Source organism: Ruegeria sp. HKCCSP346 (assembly GCF_017872595.1).
GTDB lineage: Bacteria > Pseudomonadota > Alphaproteobacteria > Rhodobacterales > Rhodobacteraceae > Ruegeria.
Genome location: NZ_JAEDOT010000001.1, coordinates 1202940 through 1219736, shown reverse-complemented (window position 1 = coordinate 1219736; position 16797 = coordinate 1202940). Strand labels below are relative to the sequence as shown.

Here is a 16797-nt window from a genome sequence, read left to right as displayed (position 1 = left end):
TCCGTCAGTCGTGGGTTGGCATCGGATAGCCCCTGAGACGCAGGAACAGGTTGGCTTCTTCGTTGTTTTTGTAGAATGGAACCGACGATGGCGGCTCGGGGGACGTAACCCGGGCCGCTATTTCCGCCAGAACGACCTCGGTGATAAACGGCAGATCCAGATCCCGTGCCCGATCCAGTGGCACCCATTGCAGGTGCGACAGCTCATCCGAGGCGTGACTGAAATCATCCACATCACCTTGCAGAGCGTCGGCGTCGACCAGAAAGAACCGCGCATCAAACCGGCGGGGCCGGCCAGGCGGAGTTACCGCGCGAAAGACGAACTGAAGCGCAGCGGCAGTTGGCAGGTAACCCAACGCGGCAAAGCTCTGCCAATCGTCAGGGACATGACCGGGCCATGTGCCCGGCTGGCCAAGAACAAGACCGGTTTCTTCCCAAAGCTCGCGTATGGCGGCCGCGGCGAGGGCGCGTTGAATCCCCGGCTCGGCCTGTTCGCCCAAACGTTCAAAGCACAGATCCGGCAAATCCGTTGCCAATGGAACATCCGCGTCAGCCGGATCAACCGCGCCACCGGGAAAGACGAACTTGTTCGGCATGAAGGCCGCTTTGGACCCGCGCTGCCCCATAAGGATCGAGGGGTTTGTCCATCTGTCCCGCAGCACGATAACCGTTGCTGCGTCCCGGATGGCGGTTTTGTCGGGTGTCATGTCCAAACTGGTCAACTGGGTCGGGTCACGCGGTTTTTCCAAAGCCATGCATGCGGCGTGCCCACTGATACGCCACCACTGCACCTTTCAGGCGTGGCAACAGGTACAGGGACAGGGCGACGCAGGCGACGGAAAAGCCGATGGCCATCGTCCACGGATCGGGCCGCCAATGCACGTACGACACGTGCAGAGCAGGCGCCAGCAGGTGGCCGACCAGCAGGATTGTCAGGTAGGCGGGCCCATCATCTGCGCGATGGTGAAACAACTCCTGCCCGCAGTTCGAGCAGGAGTCATTGACCTTGAGATAGCTGTGCAACAGCTTGCCTTCCCCGCAGTTGGGGCATTTGCAGCGAAACCCCTTGACCAGGGCTGGCCATGTCTCACGCTCATCTTCAGAGGTCGTCTCGATCGTCTGATCCGTCATAATGTAACTCGCGCAGTAATCTTTTGCGGATAATGGGCCTGATCGTGGAAATTTAAAAGGGGGGTGCGTCGCTTTGCAACGTCTGCCCGGCACCTCGTCTTGGGGCGGTCCCGAACCTTTCAAAAATAATATCGAATTCAGCGACGGAATTCCTGGCGCGGCCCGTTTGAATGGGTATGAGCGGCGGCACTCGGGCCGCGTCAACAAAAGGAAACGGAAATGAAAAACGTTACATTCATCTCGGCCATTGTCATGTCGGCGGTTGCGATTACCGGTACTTCTGTTTTGGCCGCTGGCTCGGGTGGCCGCGAGCCGGTGTCTTTTCAGGAACTGGACGCCGATGGCGATGGTCAGGTGACGCAACAAGAGATGGAGGCGCACCGAACCGCTCGTTTCACCGAGGCGGACACCAATGGGGATGGAAAGCTGAGCCAGGAAGAAATGCAGGCTGCCGCCCAGAAGAAAGCCAGTGATCGGGTTGCCAGGATGTTCGAAAACAACGACGCGAACAAAGATGGCTTCCTCAGCCAGGATGAGTTGCCGAAACCGCGCCGGGCTGACAAGATGTTTGATCGGATGGATGCGGACAACAGTGGCGGAATCTCGGAACAGGAATTTGCCGATGCCAAAGATCGGATGGGACGGCACCATAAGAAAAAGCATCAAAAATCGGATACAAGCGATAACTGATGCAGGATGGAGGATCTGACCTCCCACCCACAAGATGTTCGCGGCGCGGATTGCGCCGCGAACACACTCAGCGACGATGCGTTGCTGAGGCAATTCGCTGATGGTGAGGCGGGGGCGGCACGGATCCTGACCGATCGTTTGGGGCCACGCTGTTACTCGGTTGCTTTGCGCATGTTGGGCAATCGGGCCGAGGCGGAAGACGTGACGCAGGATGCGATGATGCGGTTGTGGCAGATGGCGCCGAATTGGGTTTCGGGTCAGGCCAAGGTATCGACCTGGCTGTATCGGGTGACGCTGAACCTGTGCGTGGACATCAGGCGCAAGAAGACACCCGACAGGTTGTCGGACGTTCCCGAACCCGAAGATGGCAAGGCCAGCGTTGTTGACCGCATGCAGGACGAGGCGCGCAAGGATGCCTTGCAGTTGGCTTTGGCTGAGCTGCCCGAGCGGCAGCGACAAGCGGTCGTGCTGCGCCATATTGAAGAGCTGCCCAACCCCGAGATTGCCGGGATAATGGGCATTTCGGTAGAAGCAGTTGAAAGCCTGACCGCAAGAGGCAAGCGCAGCCTGACCGCGATCTTGGCTGGACGACGCGAAGAACTGGGGTATGACAATGGCGGATGAAGACCTGGAACTTGATCATTTGTTTGCACAGGCACAGCGGCAGCGACCGGCACTGCCGGACGATCTTGCCGTGCGCATCCAGACGGATGCTGAAACTGTTCGCCTCGGTCGTCTTGCGCCTGCACCGCAGCCGATGCCTTCGATATGGAACAGGTTGATTAGCAATGTAGGAGGATGGCAGGGCCTTGGCGGGCTTGTTGCCGCAAGCGCTGCCGGGGTCTGGATCGGGTTTTCCGCACCGGCCTTTCTGCCGGACCCGGCCAGCCTGTTGACGTCAGAGGAGACATCCTTCCTCGTGGCTGACCTTGGATTTGACTCGAGTTTTCTGGAGAGCACGGAATGAACGCTGATCCCAAGCCCAAACGCAAGTGGGTGCCTGTCGTCCTGGCCTTGTCACTGGCGCTGAACCTGCTGGTTGTCGGTGTCGCTGTGGGCACCGTATTGCGCCTGAGAGGTGGGGATCATGCCAAATCACCGCCCGGCTTCGGCCCCGCGTTGTACCGGGCCCTGCCCAAGGATGATCGAAAGGCGATGCGGGGCGAGTTGACGGGCCTGCACAAAAAAGGATCCAAGGGTCGTGCTCAGGATTTTGAAGCGCTCAGTCAGGCATTGCGCGCAACGCCCTTCGACCCGGTCGCCGTTCAGGTTCTGTTGCAACAACAAGCTCAGGCCACCGCCGATTTGCAGCATGCCTTGCAAACGCAATGGCTGGCACGTGTGACCGCCATGAGCAATGATGAACGGCAGGCCTATGCAGACCGATTGCAGGAGGTCGTCAAACGCGGGCCGCATGGGCACAAGAAAAGAGACTGAACAGATCAGGCCGCACTTTGCCTGATACTCACCTGATTGCGCCCTGCCTTCTTCGCAGCATACAGCGCTTTATCCGCGGATTTGATCAGGTTTTCCACGCTTTCAGCCGCATAGTCTTGCCGGGCGAAACTGACCTGAGACAACTTCAACCCGATACTGACCGTCACATCAACTTGTGCCCCATGGTCCGGTAACAGGAACGGGGACTGACAGATGCTGTCACAAACGGTTTCGGCCAGGTTCAACGCCTGTTTGGGCGATACATCGGGCACGCCGATCATGAACTCTTCCCCCCCGATGCGGGCGACAAAGCCACGGGATCCCAAGGCATGTTGCATACGTTCCGCCGCTTGCGTCAAAACATAATCGCCGCTTGCATGGCCATGGCCATCATTGATTGCCTTGAAGTGATCCAGATCGGCCAGCATGATCGCAAAACTGCGCCCCGTTCTGGCGGATTGGCGCGCGATTTGATCCAGCGCGCGCATGGCGTAGCGGCGATTGTGCAGCCCAGTCAACGGATCGATCCAGGATTCCGCGATGCCTCTTTTGAGAGAGACCCGCATCTGATCCAGTCGCGCTTTGCGGGCAATCTGGTTTTCAAGCCGCAGCAGGATCTCCTGTGCGCAGAACCCGCCCAGACAGACAGCATCGGCCCCTCGGTCCAGAGCTTCCGAAGCCTGTCCGGCGTCTTCGTCTTTCAGCACCCCGATCAAAACCGTGTGCCGGGTCACGCCGCGTGATCTGAGATCGGCAAGGATATTGAGGCCGGCAGGGTTCGAGCCCAGTTCAACCACGATCGCATCGGGAACAGAGCCGGACAAAACACCTCGCAGGTTCGACTGAAGATGCCAGTTCAAATCAAATTGACGTTGATCTTCCAGAGCCTTTTGCCAAAGCGTGCCGTTTCGGGCCGTGTGGGTCAGGATATCAACCCGCGCTGCTTTGGACGGTCTGATTATGGGTTGGACCGGCTCTGCGAAGCCAATCGATTGCGATCCGTTGCTGACCTGCAAATCCTGAGTGGCCGCACGAGCACGCAAAAGGCTGCGAATGCGCGCCAATAATAAGGTGTCTTTGAACGGGTGCGTCAGAACATCATCCAGCCCGTCCTTTAACGCCCGCAGCCGGGCGTCCCGGTCATTTTGCGCGGCAATCGCCACGACCGGAACGTCGTCAAGGCCGGGTTCCTTCACAATCGCCTTCTTCACATCCGCAGCCGTTCCATCCGGCAACGTCTGAGCCGTCAGAACCAGATCCGGTTGCGTACGCCGCACGAGCGCGGGCAACCCTTCAAGCTTTTCGCCCTGCACCACGTGATACCAGGCCGCCGTCAGCTGTACCTTCAGCATGATGCGATTGGTCGATACCCCGTCGAGGACAAGGATGGTTCCCTGCACAGACATAGTTGTTCACCGTTGATTGCATGCGTGAACAAAGTGTTTATGACTCTGGTTAACAAACCCTTTCCAAGACCGGATCTGACCCAAGTTTATGCCGATATCCTCTGATTCCGCCCAAACTCTTGCGCTGACGGCCCTGGCCTGGCTGGTCAGCAATGACGAGCTTTTGCCTGTTTTTCTGGGCTCTACGGGCGCATCGATCGAGGATGTCCGCGATCGGGCAAGCGATCCCGAGTTTCTGGCGTCGGTTCTTGATTTTCTGGTGCTTGACGATTCGTGGGTCATGGCGTTTTGTGACGCCAATTCACTCGCCTATGATCTTCCCGCCCAGGCAAGGGCGGTATTGTCTGGCGGCGCTGAGATACACTGGACATAGCCATATTTTCCGCAGGAGCACCGGATGCCGATAGATGCGATCATCTTTGACAAAGATGGCACGCTGTTTGACTTTGCAAATACGTGGGGAGGGTTCGGGCGCTCCATGCTGTTGCGCCTGTCCAACGGGGACGAAGATCGCGCCACCGAGCTTGGCCGTGTCATCGGATATGATTTCGAGCAAGGGAGATATACCGAAGACAGCATTGTAATCGCCGCCACGGTCGAGGAAATCGCAGAAGTCTTGATTGCCCATGTCGATGGCGCGACCTTACATGAGATCATCGATTTGATGAACTCCGAGGCCGCCTCGGCCCCGCAGGTGCCCGCCGTGCCATTGGTTCCTTTCCTGGAAGGTCTGCAAGATGCCGGAATCAAGCTGGGCGTTGCGACGAATGACAGCGAACATCCCGCTTTGCAGCATCTCGAATCTGTCGGGATAAGGGGGCATTTCGATTTCGTCGCCGGGTATGACAGTGGTCACGGGTTCAAGCCGGGACCGGGCCAGTTGCTGGCCTTTGCCGCCCATATCGGGGTCGAGCCATCTCGTATCGCGATGGTGGGTGACAGTCTTCATGACTTGCAGGCCGGGCGCGCGGCGGGGATGACCACGATCGGTGTTTTGACCGGTTTGGCCGAGGCCGATGCTTTGGCTCCGATGGCGGATGTGATTTTGCCGGATATCGGTCATATTCCCGAATGGTTGGCCAAAATCTGATTTTCAAATCCGGGATTCGACAAAACGGAATGAAAAACCGACATATTCTGTCGCATACGGAGCGGCCATAGGCGTCTCTTCGGGGCTTGCTTGACGAAAGCAAGAACAGGAGGCACCGATGGCCGAGACCAAAACACGCAAGCGCCGCGGAGGAGGGCGCGCAGGGGCGGCTGCGCGCAGGGGCAGTGCAGCGATTGACCAGATGCCCTGGGATCCGCCGGTCAACATCGATCGACCCACAGAACCTTTGGATCAGGCCGGCATCGAAGCGATCCATGAAGGGGCGATGCGCATCCTCGAAGAGATCGGGATCGAGTTTTACAACGAAGAGGCAATAGGCATCCTGCGCGAAGCCGGTTGCACCATCGACGGCGACAATGTACGCATGGGGCGGGACTTTGTCATGGAGATGATCGCCAAGGCTCCCAGCCGGTTTTCGATCACCCCTCGCAATCCGGATCGCAAGATCGAAATCGGCGGGAAGAACATCCTGTTCGGCAACGTCTCTTCCCCGCCGAATTACTGGGACATGGAGATCGGGAAAAAAGTTCCGGGCAATCGCGAGATGTGCCGGAACCTTCTGAAGCTGACGCAATACTTCAATTGCATCCATTTCGCGGGCGGATACCCGGTCGAGCCGGTCGATATCCACGCCAGCGTTCGCCATCTGGATGTGCTGTACGACAAGCTGACCCTGACCGACAAGGCCATGCACGCCTATTCACTGGGCAAGGAACGCGTCGAAGATGTCATGGAAATGGTGCGCATCGCAGGAGGGTTGAGCCATGAGGAGTTCGAGGCCGCGCCGCGCATGTATACCAATATCAACTCTACCTCGCCGCTGAAACACGATCACCCGATGATCGACGGGTGTCTGCGCCTGGCGCGGCGCGGTCAAGCGATTGTTGTCACGCCCTTTACGCTGGCGGGTGCGATGGCCCCCGTAACCATGGCAGGCGCCGTGGCGCAATCCTTGGCCGAGGCGCTGTGCGCCATTGCGCTGTTCCAATACGTGCGCCCCGGTATTCCCTGTGTGATCGGTACATTCACGTCGAATGTGGATATGAAATCCGGCGCGCCCGCCTTTGGAACACCGGAATACATGCGTTCGACCCAGATGACCGGCCAGATGGCGCGGTTCTATGGTTTGCCCATGCGGTCTTCGGGTGTTTGTGCGGCAAATGTGCCGGACGGGCAGTCTGTGTGGGAGACTTCGAACTCGCTTTGGGCCGCCGTGCAATCGGGCACCAATATGGTCTACCACGCAGCCGGTTGGCTTGAGGGCGGTCTGATCGCCAGCCCGGAAAAGTTTATCATGGATTGCGAAATCCTACAGCAAATTCAACGCTATATGAACCCCGAGTTGACCGCCACAGGGCCGGACGAGATTGCACTGGATGCGATCCGGGCAGTCGGCAATGACGGTCATTTCTTTGGCATTCAGCATACGCAGGATCGCTATACCACGGCCTTCTATCAACCCTTCTTGAGTGATTGGAAAAACTATGAAGGATGGGAGGTCGCCGGCGGCATCTGGACGGCAGAACGCGCGCATCACATGTTCAAGGAGATTATCTCGAGCTTTGACGCCCCCCCGATCGATGAAGGCATTCGCGAGGAACTGGCCGCTTTTGTCGAACGCCGCAAAGCGGAAGGCGGCGCGCCCACGGATTTCTGATCGGACAGGTGGTCTCGAGCTGATACTCGGTTGAATTCGCTATAACTCAGGGTGGATTTTGGCTATTTGTTAAGGTTTTTCCGGCCACAGTGCACAGGACACCAAACTGGGGCATCTGATGCATGGTCTGATCAATCGGGCGATACAGTCCTTTGTCTGTGCGACCTACGGGCGATCCTGCTGGTTGCGCGTGACCGAAGCCGCGCGGCTGGGGTTTGTCGAGTTCGAGGCCATGCTCGTCTATGACGATGACATGACGTCCAAGGTAATGGAGGCGCTGAGCGCAGACCTTGATCGACCGCCAGCCGAAGTCTTTGAGGACCTGGGAACGTACCTCGTATCTCATCCGAATATGGAAGGGCTGCGCCGCCTTCTCAGGTTCGGCGGTGTCAGCTACGTGGAATTTCTTCATTCGCTCGACGATCTGGCGGACCGCGTGCGGCTGGCCGTGTCTGATTTGACCCTGCCGGCCTTGGAATTGAGAGAGCTGTCAGCCACGGAATTTCAGCTGAGTTGCTCTCCAGGCCTGCCAGGGTATTCCAATGTCATGGTTGGGGTCCTGCGCGCAATGGCGGATGACTATGGTGCGCTGGTGATGCTGTCACACGAGGGGCAGCAGCAAGGCAGTGATGTCATTTCCATCATGTTGGTTGAAAGCGCTTTTGCCGAGGGGCGGCATTTTGATCTGGGGGCTCGGAACGGATGACAGACACCCAAGAACTGGCTGGTCTACTGGAAACGCTTTGCCCGATGTTCCTGTTGGTGGACCAAAATGGGCATATTCGGCAGGCAGGTCCGACCCTGCAAAAGTTGCGACCTGAACTGCCGCTGGTGGGGCAGGGATTTCTGGATGTGTTTGAACTGATCCGCCCCAGAACGATCACCACCATTCCCGCCCTGATGTCAATGGCGGGGGCGAAGCTGCATCTGAGGTTTCATGATGAACCCCGCACAACCCTGAAAGGCTTGGTCGCTCCTTTGCCGCATTCCGGTGGTGCGGTCATCAATCTGTCATTTGGTATCTCGATTTTGGATGCGGTGCGGGACTATGCGCTGACAAGTGCTGATTTCTCGGGCACGGATCTGGCGATTGAGCTATTGTATCTGGTCGAAGCCAAATCCGCCGCGATGGAGGCATCCCGCTCTCTCAACCTTCGGCTGCAGGGTGCGATGCTTGCAGCCGAAGAGCAGGCCTTTACCGACACATTGACCGGACTGAAGAACCGCAGGGCGATGGATCACTTGCTCGAGCATTTGATTTCGGGAAATTCCACCTTCGCGCTCATGCATCTGGATCTGGATTTTTTCAAATCTGTAAATGACAAGCTGGGCCATGCCGCGGGTGATTTCGTCTTGCAGCAGGCCGCCCGCATCATGCAACAGGAGACACGAAGCAACGACACTGTGGCCCGGGTCGGCGGGGATGAATTCGTCATTGTTTTCAAGGATCTGACTCGGGAAGATACTCTGGCCTGCATTGCTGGGCGTCTGATATCAAGGTTGAATGAACCGATGACGTTTCAGAATCAGAGTTGTTCGATCTCGGCCAGTATTGGCACTGCCTTGTCCACGCAGTTCGACTGCCCCAACGCCGCCGACATTCTTCACGCAGCAGACTTGGCCCTTTATCAGGCCAAGCGCGACGGCCGGTCTTGCCATCGCATGTATTCAGCGTTGAGCAAGGCGCAAACCTGAATTCGTTCAGAAAACACGATGGGCACGTATCGGGGCTTCAGGCTGAATCGAATGCCGCATTTATCTTTTTCGCAATCTGTTGCCGGATCGGAGGCAACTCTCCCACCACCGGCAGGACCACGCCTGAAAACCCCGCGCGATCCAGCTCTTGCGGGACGTCTTCCTGCACATGCCCTCCGGCACAGGCAAAGAACGGAAGGCACAGCGCCTGATCTTCGGTACCGTTTGCAGCGTCAGATATGGAAGGTGGCTCTTCGACGAAACCGACGCGAACGGATTTGAACGCCACCAGTCCCGCAAGCTGTTTCGCAAACTGCAACGCCACGGTCGACGGGTTCCGGCTGCGCCCGGAACCATGCGCGGCAATGACCAGATCGGTGGACCGAGCAGCCCAGTGTTTGTCGGACAATTCCGATCGCAGGGCCTCTGCGGTCAGGGCCGGCAGGTCCGGGTCAATTCCAAGCGGGTCCAAAATCCGTGCCGGATGGTGCCCAAGCCGTTTGGGTAGAGCGCTGGTGACAAACCACCCTTTTGCCATGAAAAGTGGATAGATGACCGAGTTTTCGGGCGCGCGGTCAAGCTTCGACTCCAACGCACCCGGCGCTGCCAGAGTGGCCGAATCCACCGCTATGTGCCCGGTAAGCGCGTTGACCTTGGCGGCGAATGCCGCAAGTGCAGCTTCGGCCGGTTCCGGGTCTGACGGTTGGCCATGAGCGACAATTATGGCATGTGACATGCGGATCTCCTGCAGCGTTGCGCGATAGGTGTTTCACATCAACCTGAAGTCAACACCTCAGTTAGCCCAAAAGTGTCAGCCATAGCCAGACGGTCAGAATGGACGAGGCCGTTCCGATAAGTACCGCCGACGCTGCGACCCGTTTTGCGCGACCATACATGTTGGCGAAGATATAGGCGTTGAAACCCGGAGCCATGGCGGCATTCAAAACCCCCGACCGAAACAGATCCTGCGGCAGGCCCGTGGATTTGCCGAACACCCACACCAGGCTGGGATGCAGCATCAAAGAGATACAGCAAACATACGCAATGGTGCGCAGGTCGCCCTCGGGCTTGTATTTGACCAGCACACCGCCCAAGGCAAACAACGCCCCGGGCAGGGCAGCACGGGTGATCAACCCCAGTGCTTCGTCGACCACCGCAGGGATTGCCAGGCCGGACAGGTTGACTAGAAACCCAAGGGCGATACCAAGGATCAGCGCGTTCTTGAACATTGCAGACAATACAGACCGTGCCATGCGCATGCCACCATGACCGCGATTTCGCACGACCTCCATCACCGTGATCCCGACGCCGTAACAAAACGGAGAATGGAAGGCGATGATCGCGTAGTTGCCGGTCAGGTTCTCGGGCCCATATGCGCGTTCGGTTATCGGCAAACCCAACAGGACAGAGTTTGAGAACAGGCAACAAAACCCGATGGCAACGCAATCTTCCCAATCGCGCCCGAAAATGATGCGTGCGCCGAACAGACCTGCTGTGAAACACAGGGCGGCAGCGGAATAGAAACTGGCCAAAAGCCGGGGGTCGAAACTGGCGCTGAGGTCCAGATGCGCGATGGCCAGGAACAAAAGGCAGGGAATCGCAAAGCCTTGGGTGAACTTCATCAGCCCATCGACATGAGCTTCTTTGAAGTACCCCGTGCGTGTTGCCGTATACCCGGCCCCGATTACAAGGAAAACCGGAAGAATGACGTCGATCAGGCTTTGCAGCATGTGGCCCCCGTGCGACGGGCCTGCTGCGATATCATGCGGGCGACGGGCAGCGGCCTACTGCGACTGATGGATCACCATCCCGTCGAAGGCGGGGGTGATGTGGTCGGGGGTTTCAGCATCGACGGTGGCATAATCGAGATCGATATGCATGTTGGTCAGAACCGCGCGCTTCGGTTGGAGTTCTTCGATCCACCCAAGCGTCTTTTCCAGATGCGCATGCGTTGGATGAGGCGAGCGGCGCAGGGCATCGATGACAAGGCAGTCCAGCCCTTTCATTTCGGGCCAGGCGTCGTCGTAGATCTCGGCGACATCCGGAAGATAGGCGAGTTGCCCTATGCGGAATCCAAGGGAATCGATCGAACCGTGATTCACTTTGAAAGGACGCAATGGAATCGGGCCGCCGGGGCCGTCGATTTCAAATGGACCGTCGATAGACTTGAGCTCGAGTATCGGAGGATAAGGGGAGCCTTCCGGCTGAATGAACGCGTATCCAAACCGCCCCAACAAGGCGTTCTGGGTGTCGCCATCCGCCCAAACGGGAACGCGGGTTTTCATGTTGAACACGATCATGCGCAAGTCATCGATTCCATGCACATGGTCTGCGTGAGAGTGCGTATAGACGACCCCGTCCAACCGCCCTGTACCTGTATCCAGCAACTGGCTGCGCATATCTGGCGTTGTGTCGATCAGAACCGAGGTTGTCCCATCTGGCCCGTCGCGTTCGACCAGCATCGAACAGCGGCGCCGGATGTTCTTGGGGTTCGCAGGGTCACAATCGCCCCACTGACCGCCCAGCCGCGGCACGCCGCCAGAGGACCCGCAGCCCAGAATTGTAAATCGGAAGCCGGTCATGCGGCGGCCTTGTATGATGCCGCTTTGGTAAACAGCCGGTCGAAGTTCGTCTGTGTCTGATCAGCAAAGGCGGCATAGTCCATGCCAAAGATTTCGGCCCCCTTTTGGGCCGTGTGCACAGTATAGGCCGGCTCGTTTCGTTTGCCGCGATAGGGCGGCGGGGCCAGATAGGGCGCGTCAGTTTCCACCAGAATCCTGTCCACCGGGGCGTTTGCGAAGATATCGCGCAACTCCTGACTTTTGGGAAAGGCTGCGATGCCGGACATGGACAGATAAAACCCCAGCTCCAGCGCGGCCTTGGCCAATTGAGCAGACGATGAGAAGCAGTGCATCACGCAGGAATAGGGTGCGTTGCGATATTCTTCAGCCAGAATGCGGGCCATATCTTCATCAGCTGCGCGGGCGTGAATGATCAGGGGCAACCCGGTGCGCTGGGCCGCTTCGATATGGATGCGAAGTGACTGTTTCTGCACTTCGGCACTGTCGGCGGTATAGTGGTAGTCCAAGCCGGTTTCACCGATACCGACGAATTTAGGATGCCGTGTCAGGGCGACCAGATCATCGACCGAGGCCAATGGCTCGTCCGCGGCGCTCATCGGGTGTGTGCCGGCGGCATAGAAGACCGGCGCGTGGGCTTCGGCAATCGCACGGACGGCGGGTTCGTTGCGCAGTTTAGTGCAGATCGTCACCATCCGGGTCACGCCAGCCTGGGCAGCACGCGCGATGATGTCGTCCAACTGGCCTTCGAAATCCGGGAAGTCCAGATGGCAATGGCTGTCGGTAATCTGGGGGGTGTCGCTCATCTGTTCTGACCGGCAGTTTCCTGTATCTTGAACACCGTATCTAGGACCAGAGCGGCAGGGTCAAGGTTGACTGCCTGACCATGTCGCGCTCGGGCTGTGATCGTTGCGGCGACCTCGGCCCAGCGACGGGCTTGATTTGGCGATGCTGACAGTCGCGCCAGTGTTTCACCCTCGTTGGGGGCGGCTTCAGGCAGCGGGGGCGTGCCCGTTGCCCCGGTCAGTGCCAGCCGTGACAGAGCGATGTCGATCAGGGTAAGCAAAAGTTCGAACCGGTCCGCCGCACCACGCTGTGCTGCCGCTTCGGCCAGGGCCAGCGCGCGCTGGCGGTCCATACGGGGCAGGGTTCCCAGAATGGCGATCAGTTCGGCATAGATGTCCAGACCACCCAGATTGATCAAACGCACGGCGTCTCCGACTGAACCCGCTGCAAGCGCGGCAAGGTGTTCTGTCTGCGCGGGAATTTCGGTTTCCGTTTGTGACAGGGCGGCTTGCACGTCTTGCGCGTTCAGCGGGCCGAGGCGCAGCGTGCGGCAGCGTGAACGGATGGTTGGCAACAGGCGCGAGGGTTGATGCGATACCAGCAAAAGGGTGGTGCGGGCAGGCGGCTCTTCCAGCATTTTCAGCAACGCGTTGGCGGCGCTGACGTTCATTTCGTCTGCTGAATCCACGATCACGACGCGGCGGCCGCCGTCCGCGGAGGACAGGCCAAAAAACTTTCCAAGCTTGCGGATGTCATCCACGACGATCTCACCGCGCAGCCGTCCCTGATCGTTCAGTGACCGGGTTATTGCCGCCAAACCCGGTTCCGCCCCGGCCTGAATGCGATGGGCCACCGGGTGATCGGGATCGATATCGAGCGTCTCGGGCGGAGGCGGCGCGCCGAACAACCCGCCATCCTCGGTCGGCGGAGTGGAAAGCAGAAACCTTGCAATTCGCCAGGCGAGGGTCGCCTTGCCGACACCGCGTGGCCCAGTCAGCAGCCAACCGTGATGCAAACGGTCCGAGGTGTAGGCGGTCAGGAATGCCTGTTCAGCCGCGTCCTGGCCAAAAAGCCGAACGGTTTCGCGCGGATGTGGTGCGCCCTGCACCTGATCCGGAGAAGGGATATCGTCGCTCATCGTCTACCGCAGTGCTGCCTGGACAATTTCTGTCACATCCTGCGCAACGCTGTCCATGTCCCTGTTGCCATCCACGATGTGAAACCTGTCGGGGAACTCATCGGCCAGCGCCAGAAAACCGGCACGCATTTTCTTTTGTAAATCCGGGCCAAAGTCCTCGAAACGTTCTTCGGTGCCTTGTCGCCCCTTGGCGCGTGCCAGGCCCGTTTCGGGGTCCATGTCGATCAGCAGCGTCATGTCCGGTTCGCGCCCGATCATCAGGCTGTGCAACTGATCCACCAGATTTCGCAGGTCACCCCGGGACAAGCCCTGATACATACGTGTGCTGTCAGCAAAGCGGTCGCAGATCACAACCTTCCCTGCCGCCAGAGCCGGCTCGATTGTACGCTCCAAATGGTCGCGGCGGGCTGCTGTGAACAGCAGAATCTCGGTCTCGGCCGACCAGCGATCCGGGTCGCCCTCCAAAACCAATCTGCGAATTTCCTCAGCCCCCGCGGAACCGCCGGGTTCGCGCGTCAGTACCACCTCGTGACCCTGCGCGCGCAGATGTTCCGCCAGCATCCGCGCCTGTGTTGACTTGCCTGAACCGTCAATGCCTTCGAAGGTCAGAAATAACCCCGCTTTCGTCACATCGACTCCAGCGGGTTGTTGATCACGTCTTTCAATACGATACCGCCGACGGTCAGCATGCGCACCACAAACCCGCCAATCGCAACATCTTCGGCTGCCACCAGCGGGCGCCGGATTTCCGGCAGCCCTTCGGGCTTGATAACCAGTTCGGCCAGTTGCTGACCTTTCTTGACGGGCGCGTTGATCGGGCCCTCATAGACCACTTCGGCCTCGACATTCTGTGTGCCCAGAACCGGGAACAGCACATTCAGATCACCTTCGGGAACAAGGCCCACTGTCTTTTTCTCGCCCATCCACAGTTTGGCTTCGGCTATCGGCGTTTCCGCAGTGGCAACTGTCCTCTCGACAAAATTTCGAAACGACCAGTTAACCACGGCCTCAGCCTCCTCTGCCCGTTGGCCGGTGCTGTCGAGCCCCGTCAGCACAAAGATCACACGCCTGTCGCCTTGTTTGGCGGACCCGACAAGGCCATAGCCCGCTTCTTGCGTGTGGCCGGTTTTCAGGCCATCTGCGCCGATATCCAGCCGCAGCAACGGGTTGCGGTTGCGGGCGTTCGAGGGCGCGCGGCCATCGAATTCGAAAACTTCTTCGGCGAAAAGGGGATAGTATTCCGGAAAGTCAGTGATCAGCCGGTCTGCAAGAACGGCCAGATCATGAACTGACATCATGTGCCCGGCGGCGGGCCAGCCGTTTGAATTTGCGAAGTTCGAATTGTTCATGCCCATCTGCTTGGCCCGCTGGGTCATGTATCGCGCAAACCCTGCTTCGGTGCCATCCGGGCTGAGCGCTTCGGCAATGACGACGCAGGCGTCATTGCCCGACAAAACGATAATGCCGCGCAGCAGATCTTCGACACGTACGCGATCCTGCGTATTCAGGAACATCGTCGAGCCGCCATAGCTCATCGCGTGTTCCGAAACAGGCAGAGTTTCGTCCAGCGTCAAGCGCCCGTCCCGCAATGCTTCGAACGCAACATAAAGCGTCATGAGCTTGGACATCGACGCAGGCGGCAACGGTTGGTCGGCTTCTTTCGACAGCAGCACGGTACCGGTGGTTTGGTCGATCACGTAAGCCGCGCGGGCGGATGTATCAAAAGCCTGGGCCGGTATCGCCAGAACGGCAAGCCCAAGAGCCAGAACAGATGTTCGTATTGAGGACAGCATGTTAAGCCTCCCTGAATTAGTCGGTTACCGTGAACGCATCTTTGAAGCCAAGGTCTTTCACGTCCTTTTGAAAGGCTTTGCGCTCGGCCCTTGTTGCGGCGGGGCCTACCAGCACGCGCCACACTGTACTATTCGCTGTTTTCAGTTCCCGAACAACCGTGGGCATTCCGTTGCGACGCGCCTTTTGGGCTGCTGACTTGGCGTTTGCCTCAACGCTGAAGGTTCCAATCTGAACATACGGCTTACTCAAAGATGTCGCCGACGTTGTGGCTGCTGCAACAGGCGTGGCGTCTGACGCATCAATTGCTGCTGTGGCCCCTTCTACCGGGTCCAGCGGTGTTTCGGTGATCGCGGCAGGGTCTTTCTTTTGCCACCATTTCCGCTTGGCAGGTTTTTCGGCAGGGGGCGTGACCGGTGCATCCGACAAAGAGGGCGACGCCACGGCCGCAGCGGCTTCGGCGGCTACGTCTGCGCTGTCGGTCGCTGTATCTGCCGCGGCCACGGCAGTTCCCGCAGCCGCAGCTGTGGGGGCTTTCTTCTGCCACCATTTCCGCTTGGCGGGTTTATCGGCAGGTGCTTCGACCTGATCGTCGGCTGATGTAGGCGTCTCGGCATCTTCGCTTGCGGGCTCGACGTCTTCAGCCGTTTCATCGGATGAACTGGCTGCACCGGCTGCAACCGCAGTCGTACCAGCCGCGGCGGCGGCTGGTTCCTTTTTCTGCCACCACTTCCGTTTGACCGGTTTTTCCGGCTCTGCGGACGCTTGCGTGTCGGAAGCTCCATCAGCAACCGCAGCCGTGGTTTCGGCGGCCGATTCTTCTGCTTCTGGCGCATCTTCCGACGACGGTTCTTCCAGCTTCTCCCGGCGCAGTGCGACGACACTGACTTTTGTCGGCGCCCCCGCAAGCATTCCCAGCTCTTTCGCGGCAGCGGACGAGACCTGAAGCGCAGGCCCGGGCAGGTTGCGCTCGCGCCGGAACAGGGCGCCGGTCACCGATTTGTTGTTGGACGTGTTTTTGATCACGACACGTTCAGGTTGGGACGCATCCGGGTGCGCAACCCATATCCCGCCAAGAGACGGCCGGCCATCCCAAAGCCCTGCTTCGGTTGTCTGAAAAACCTCAGGGGCCTCGATATCACGCTGAGAGCCGGTGGCCACCTCGGGCAGGAGTTCCGTCTTGCCCGAATTGTCTTCCGGTTTTTCAGCCGAGTCAGAAGTTGACAAAACCTCTTCGCATCCGGCCAGTATCGTCAAAGTCAACGCCAGATACGCCAGCCGTTTAGGCCCCGGGCGTGTCTCGATCGCTCGCTTCATCTGCTTTTCCCTTGCCTGAAGGGGTTTCGTTTTCCGAACCCCACTGCCGGTCTGCTGGTT

General features: G+C 58.8%; 20 protein-coding genes. 9 read left to right on the top strand and 11 right to left on the bottom strand.

Features of this window, described 5'->3' with window-relative positions; translation table 11 throughout:
• Nucleotides 1–4: 4 nt before the first annotated feature.
• Together I9185_RS06125 and I9185_RS06120 are read right to left on the bottom strand one after the other, a co-directional pair.
• A complete protein-coding gene (locus tag I9185_RS06125; protein ID WP_210092812.1) occupies nucleotides 5–706 on the bottom strand; it encodes an NUDIX hydrolase in 702 nt (233 codons plus the stop codon).
• 25 nt (nucleotides 707–731) lie between these two features.
• Nucleotides 732–1130, bottom strand: a complete 399-nt coding sequence (locus I9185_RS06120; protein WP_171115058.1) for a DUF983 domain-containing protein — start codon at nucleotides 1128–1130, stop codon at nucleotides 732–734.
• A gap of 219 nt (nucleotides 1131–1349) precedes the next feature.
• On the opposite strand from I9185_RS06120, the gene I9185_RS06115 reads away from it, so the two are divergent.
• The 4 genes from I9185_RS06115 to I9185_RS06100 are packed head-to-tail and all read left to right on the top strand — an operon-like array spanning nucleotide 1350 to nucleotide 3257.
• The gene (locus I9185_RS06115) at nucleotides 1350–1820 is read left to right on the top strand and encodes an EF-hand domain-containing protein (RefSeq protein WP_171631177.1); all 471 of its coding nucleotides are present in this window, start codon (nucleotides 1350–1352) and stop codon (nucleotides 1818–1820) included.
• Nucleotides 1821–1826: 6 nt separating this feature from the next.
• The gene (locus I9185_RS06110; RefSeq protein WP_171631179.1) at nucleotides 1827–2444 is read left to right on the top strand and encodes an RNA polymerase sigma factor; all 618 of its coding nucleotides are present in this window, start codon (nucleotides 1827–1829) and stop codon (nucleotides 2442–2444) included.
• Nucleotides 2434–2787, top strand: coding sequence for a hypothetical protein (locus I9185_RS06105; RefSeq protein ID WP_171631181.1), 354 nt, complete (start codon nucleotides 2434–2436; stop codon nucleotides 2785–2787). Before I9185_RS06110 ends, I9185_RS06105 begins: the two co-directional genes overlap by 11 nt.
• Nucleotides 2784–3257 carry a periplasmic heavy metal sensor gene (locus I9185_RS06100; RefSeq protein WP_209832609.1) on the top strand — a complete coding sequence of 158 codons (474 nt, stop codon included), beginning with the start codon at nucleotides 2784–2786 and terminating at the stop codon, nucleotides 3255–3257. The genes I9185_RS06105 and I9185_RS06100 overlap by 4 nt, the downstream gene beginning before the upstream one ends.
• Before the next feature lie 5 nt (nucleotides 3258–3262).
• Here the strand turns inward: I9185_RS06100 and I9185_RS06095 are convergent, their stop codons facing one another.
• Nucleotides 3263–4663, bottom strand: coding sequence for a diguanylate cyclase (locus tag I9185_RS06095; protein WP_210092575.1), 1401 nt, complete (start codon nucleotides 4661–4663; stop codon nucleotides 3263–3265).
• A gap of 88 nt (nucleotides 4664–4751) precedes the next feature.
• Between I9185_RS06095 and I9185_RS06090 the strand changes: the two genes are divergently transcribed.
• From I9185_RS06090 to I9185_RS06070, 5 genes are all read left to right on the top strand, one after another.
• Entirely contained in the window at nucleotides 4752–5036 is a 285-nt protein-coding gene (locus tag I9185_RS06090; RefSeq protein ID WP_171631188.1) for a DUF3572 domain-containing protein, read from the top strand.
• Between the two features lie 24 nt (nucleotides 5037–5060).
• Nucleotides 5061–5753 carry an HAD family hydrolase gene (locus I9185_RS06085; RefSeq protein WP_210092574.1) on the top strand — a complete coding sequence of 231 codons (693 nt, stop codon included), beginning with the start codon at nucleotides 5061–5063 and terminating at the stop codon, nucleotides 5751–5753.
• 118 nt (nucleotides 5754–5871) lie between these two features.
• On the top strand, nucleotides 5872–7431 hold the full coding sequence (locus tag I9185_RS06080; protein ID WP_210092573.1) for a trimethylamine methyltransferase family protein: 1560 nt from the start codon (nucleotides 5872–5874) through the stop codon (nucleotides 7429–7431).
• Nucleotides 7432–7549: 118 nt separating this feature from the next.
• Entirely contained in the window at nucleotides 7550–8137 is a 588-nt protein-coding gene (locus I9185_RS06075; protein WP_171631195.1) for a heme NO-binding domain-containing protein, read from the top strand.
• The gene (locus tag I9185_RS06070) at nucleotides 8134–9126 is read left to right on the top strand and encodes a GGDEF domain-containing protein (protein ID WP_210092572.1); all 993 of its coding nucleotides are present in this window, start codon (nucleotides 8134–8136) and stop codon (nucleotides 9124–9126) included. Before I9185_RS06075 ends, I9185_RS06070 begins: the two co-directional genes overlap by 4 nt.
• A gap of 37 nt (nucleotides 9127–9163) precedes the next feature.
• On the opposite strand, the gene I9185_RS06065 is transcribed toward I9185_RS06070, so the two are convergent.
• The 8 genes from I9185_RS06065 to I9185_RS06030 form a co-directional block, all read right to left on the bottom strand.
• Nucleotides 9164–9862, bottom strand: coding sequence for a CbiX/SirB N-terminal domain-containing protein (locus tag I9185_RS06065; RefSeq protein WP_171631209.1), 699 nt, complete (start codon nucleotides 9860–9862; stop codon nucleotides 9164–9166).
• Nucleotides 9863–9923: 61 nt separating this feature from the next.
• A complete protein-coding gene (locus I9185_RS06060) occupies nucleotides 9924–10856 on the bottom strand; it encodes an AEC family transporter (protein ID WP_171227973.1) in 933 nt (310 codons plus the stop codon).
• 54 nt (nucleotides 10857–10910) lie between these two features.
• Nucleotides 10911–11708 carry an MBL fold metallo-hydrolase gene (locus I9185_RS06055; RefSeq protein ID WP_171631213.1) on the bottom strand — a complete coding sequence of 266 codons (798 nt, stop codon included), beginning with the start codon at nucleotides 11706–11708 and terminating at the stop codon, nucleotides 10911–10913.
• Nucleotides 11705–12511 carry a TatD family hydrolase gene (locus I9185_RS06050; protein WP_171615873.1) on the bottom strand — a complete coding sequence of 269 codons (807 nt, stop codon included), beginning with the start codon at nucleotides 12509–12511 and terminating at the stop codon, nucleotides 11705–11707. Before I9185_RS06050 ends, I9185_RS06055 begins: the two co-directional genes overlap by 4 nt.
• Nucleotides 12508–13629 (bottom strand): DNA polymerase III subunit delta', encoded by a 1122-nt coding sequence (locus I9185_RS06045; protein WP_210092571.1) that lies wholly within the window; start codon nucleotides 13627–13629, stop codon nucleotides 12508–12510. The genes I9185_RS06050 and I9185_RS06045 overlap by 4 nt, the downstream gene beginning before the upstream one ends.
• Before the next feature lie 3 nt (nucleotides 13630–13632).
• Entirely contained in the window at nucleotides 13633–14259 is a 627-nt protein-coding gene (tmk, locus tag I9185_RS06040) for a dTMP kinase (protein WP_210092570.1), read from the bottom strand.
• Nucleotides 14256–15422, bottom strand: a complete 1167-nt coding sequence (locus I9185_RS06035; RefSeq protein WP_171631222.1) for a D-alanyl-D-alanine carboxypeptidase family protein — start codon at nucleotides 15420–15422, stop codon at nucleotides 14256–14258. The genes tmk and I9185_RS06035 overlap by 4 nt, the downstream gene beginning before the upstream one ends.
• Before the next feature lie 16 nt (nucleotides 15423–15438).
• The gene (locus tag I9185_RS06030) at nucleotides 15439–16737 is read right to left on the bottom strand and encodes an SPOR domain-containing protein (protein ID WP_210092569.1); all 1299 of its coding nucleotides are present in this window, start codon (nucleotides 16735–16737) and stop codon (nucleotides 15439–15441) included.
• Nucleotides 16738–16797 lie beyond the last annotated feature (60 nt).

Excerpts from the sequence above, each read along its gene's own strand:
- I9185_RS06125 (WP_210092812.1), bottom strand. The coding sequence starts at position 706 with ATGACACCCGACAAAACCGCCATCCGGGACGCAGCAACGGTTATCGTG.
- I9185_RS06120 (WP_171115058.1), bottom strand. The coding sequence starts at position 1,130 with ATGACGGATCAGACGATCGAGACGACCTCTGAAGATGAGCGTGAGACA.
- I9185_RS06115 (WP_171631177.1), top strand. The coding sequence starts at position 1,350 with ATGAAAAACGTTACATTCATCTCGGCCATTGTCATGTCGGCGGTTGCG.
- I9185_RS06110 (WP_171631179.1), top strand. The coding sequence starts at position 1,827 with ATGGAGGATCTGACCTCCCACCCACAAGATGTTCGCGGCGCGGATTGC.
- I9185_RS06105 (WP_171631181.1), top strand. The coding sequence starts at position 2,434 with ATGGCGGATGAAGACCTGGAACTTGATCATTTGTTTGCACAGGCACAG.
- I9185_RS06100 (WP_209832609.1), top strand. The coding sequence starts at position 2,784 with ATGAACGCTGATCCCAAGCCCAAACGCAAGTGGGTGCCTGTCGTCCTG.
- I9185_RS06095 (WP_210092575.1), bottom strand. The coding sequence starts at position 4,663 with ATGTCTGTGCAGGGAACCATCCTTGTCCTCGACGGGGTATCGACCAAT.
- I9185_RS06090 (WP_171631188.1), top strand. The coding sequence starts at position 4,752 with ATGCCGATATCCTCTGATTCCGCCCAAACTCTTGCGCTGACGGCCCTG.
- I9185_RS06085 (WP_210092574.1), top strand. The coding sequence starts at position 5,061 with ATGCCGATAGATGCGATCATCTTTGACAAAGATGGCACGCTGTTTGAC.
- I9185_RS06080 (WP_210092573.1), top strand. The coding sequence starts at position 5,872 with ATGGCCGAGACCAAAACACGCAAGCGCCGCGGAGGAGGGCGCGCAGGG.
- I9185_RS06075 (WP_171631195.1), top strand. The coding sequence starts at position 7,550 with ATGCATGGTCTGATCAATCGGGCGATACAGTCCTTTGTCTGTGCGACC.
- I9185_RS06070 (WP_210092572.1), top strand. The coding sequence starts at position 8,134 with ATGACAGACACCCAAGAACTGGCTGGTCTACTGGAAACGCTTTGCCCG.
- I9185_RS06065 (WP_171631209.1), bottom strand. The coding sequence starts at position 9,862 with ATGTCACATGCCATAATTGTCGCTCATGGCCAACCGTCAGACCCGGAA.
- I9185_RS06060 (WP_171227973.1), bottom strand. The coding sequence starts at position 10,856 with ATGCTGCAAAGCCTGATCGACGTCATTCTTCCGGTTTTCCTTGTAATC.
- I9185_RS06055 (WP_171631213.1), bottom strand. The coding sequence starts at position 11,708 with ATGACCGGCTTCCGATTTACAATTCTGGGCTGCGGGTCCTCTGGCGGC.
- I9185_RS06050 (WP_171615873.1), bottom strand. The coding sequence starts at position 12,511 with ATGAGCGACACCCCCCAGATTACCGACAGCCATTGCCATCTGGACTTC.
- I9185_RS06045 (WP_210092571.1), bottom strand. The coding sequence starts at position 13,629 with ATGAGCGACGATATCCCTTCTCCGGATCAGGTGCAGGGCGCACCACAT.
- I9185_RS06035 (WP_171631222.1), bottom strand. The coding sequence starts at position 15,422 with ATGCTGTCCTCAATACGAACATCTGTTCTGGCTCTTGGGCTTGCCGTT.
- I9185_RS06030 (WP_210092569.1), bottom strand. The coding sequence starts at position 16,737 with ATGAAGCGAGCGATCGAGACACGCCCGGGGCCTAAACGGCTGGCGTAT.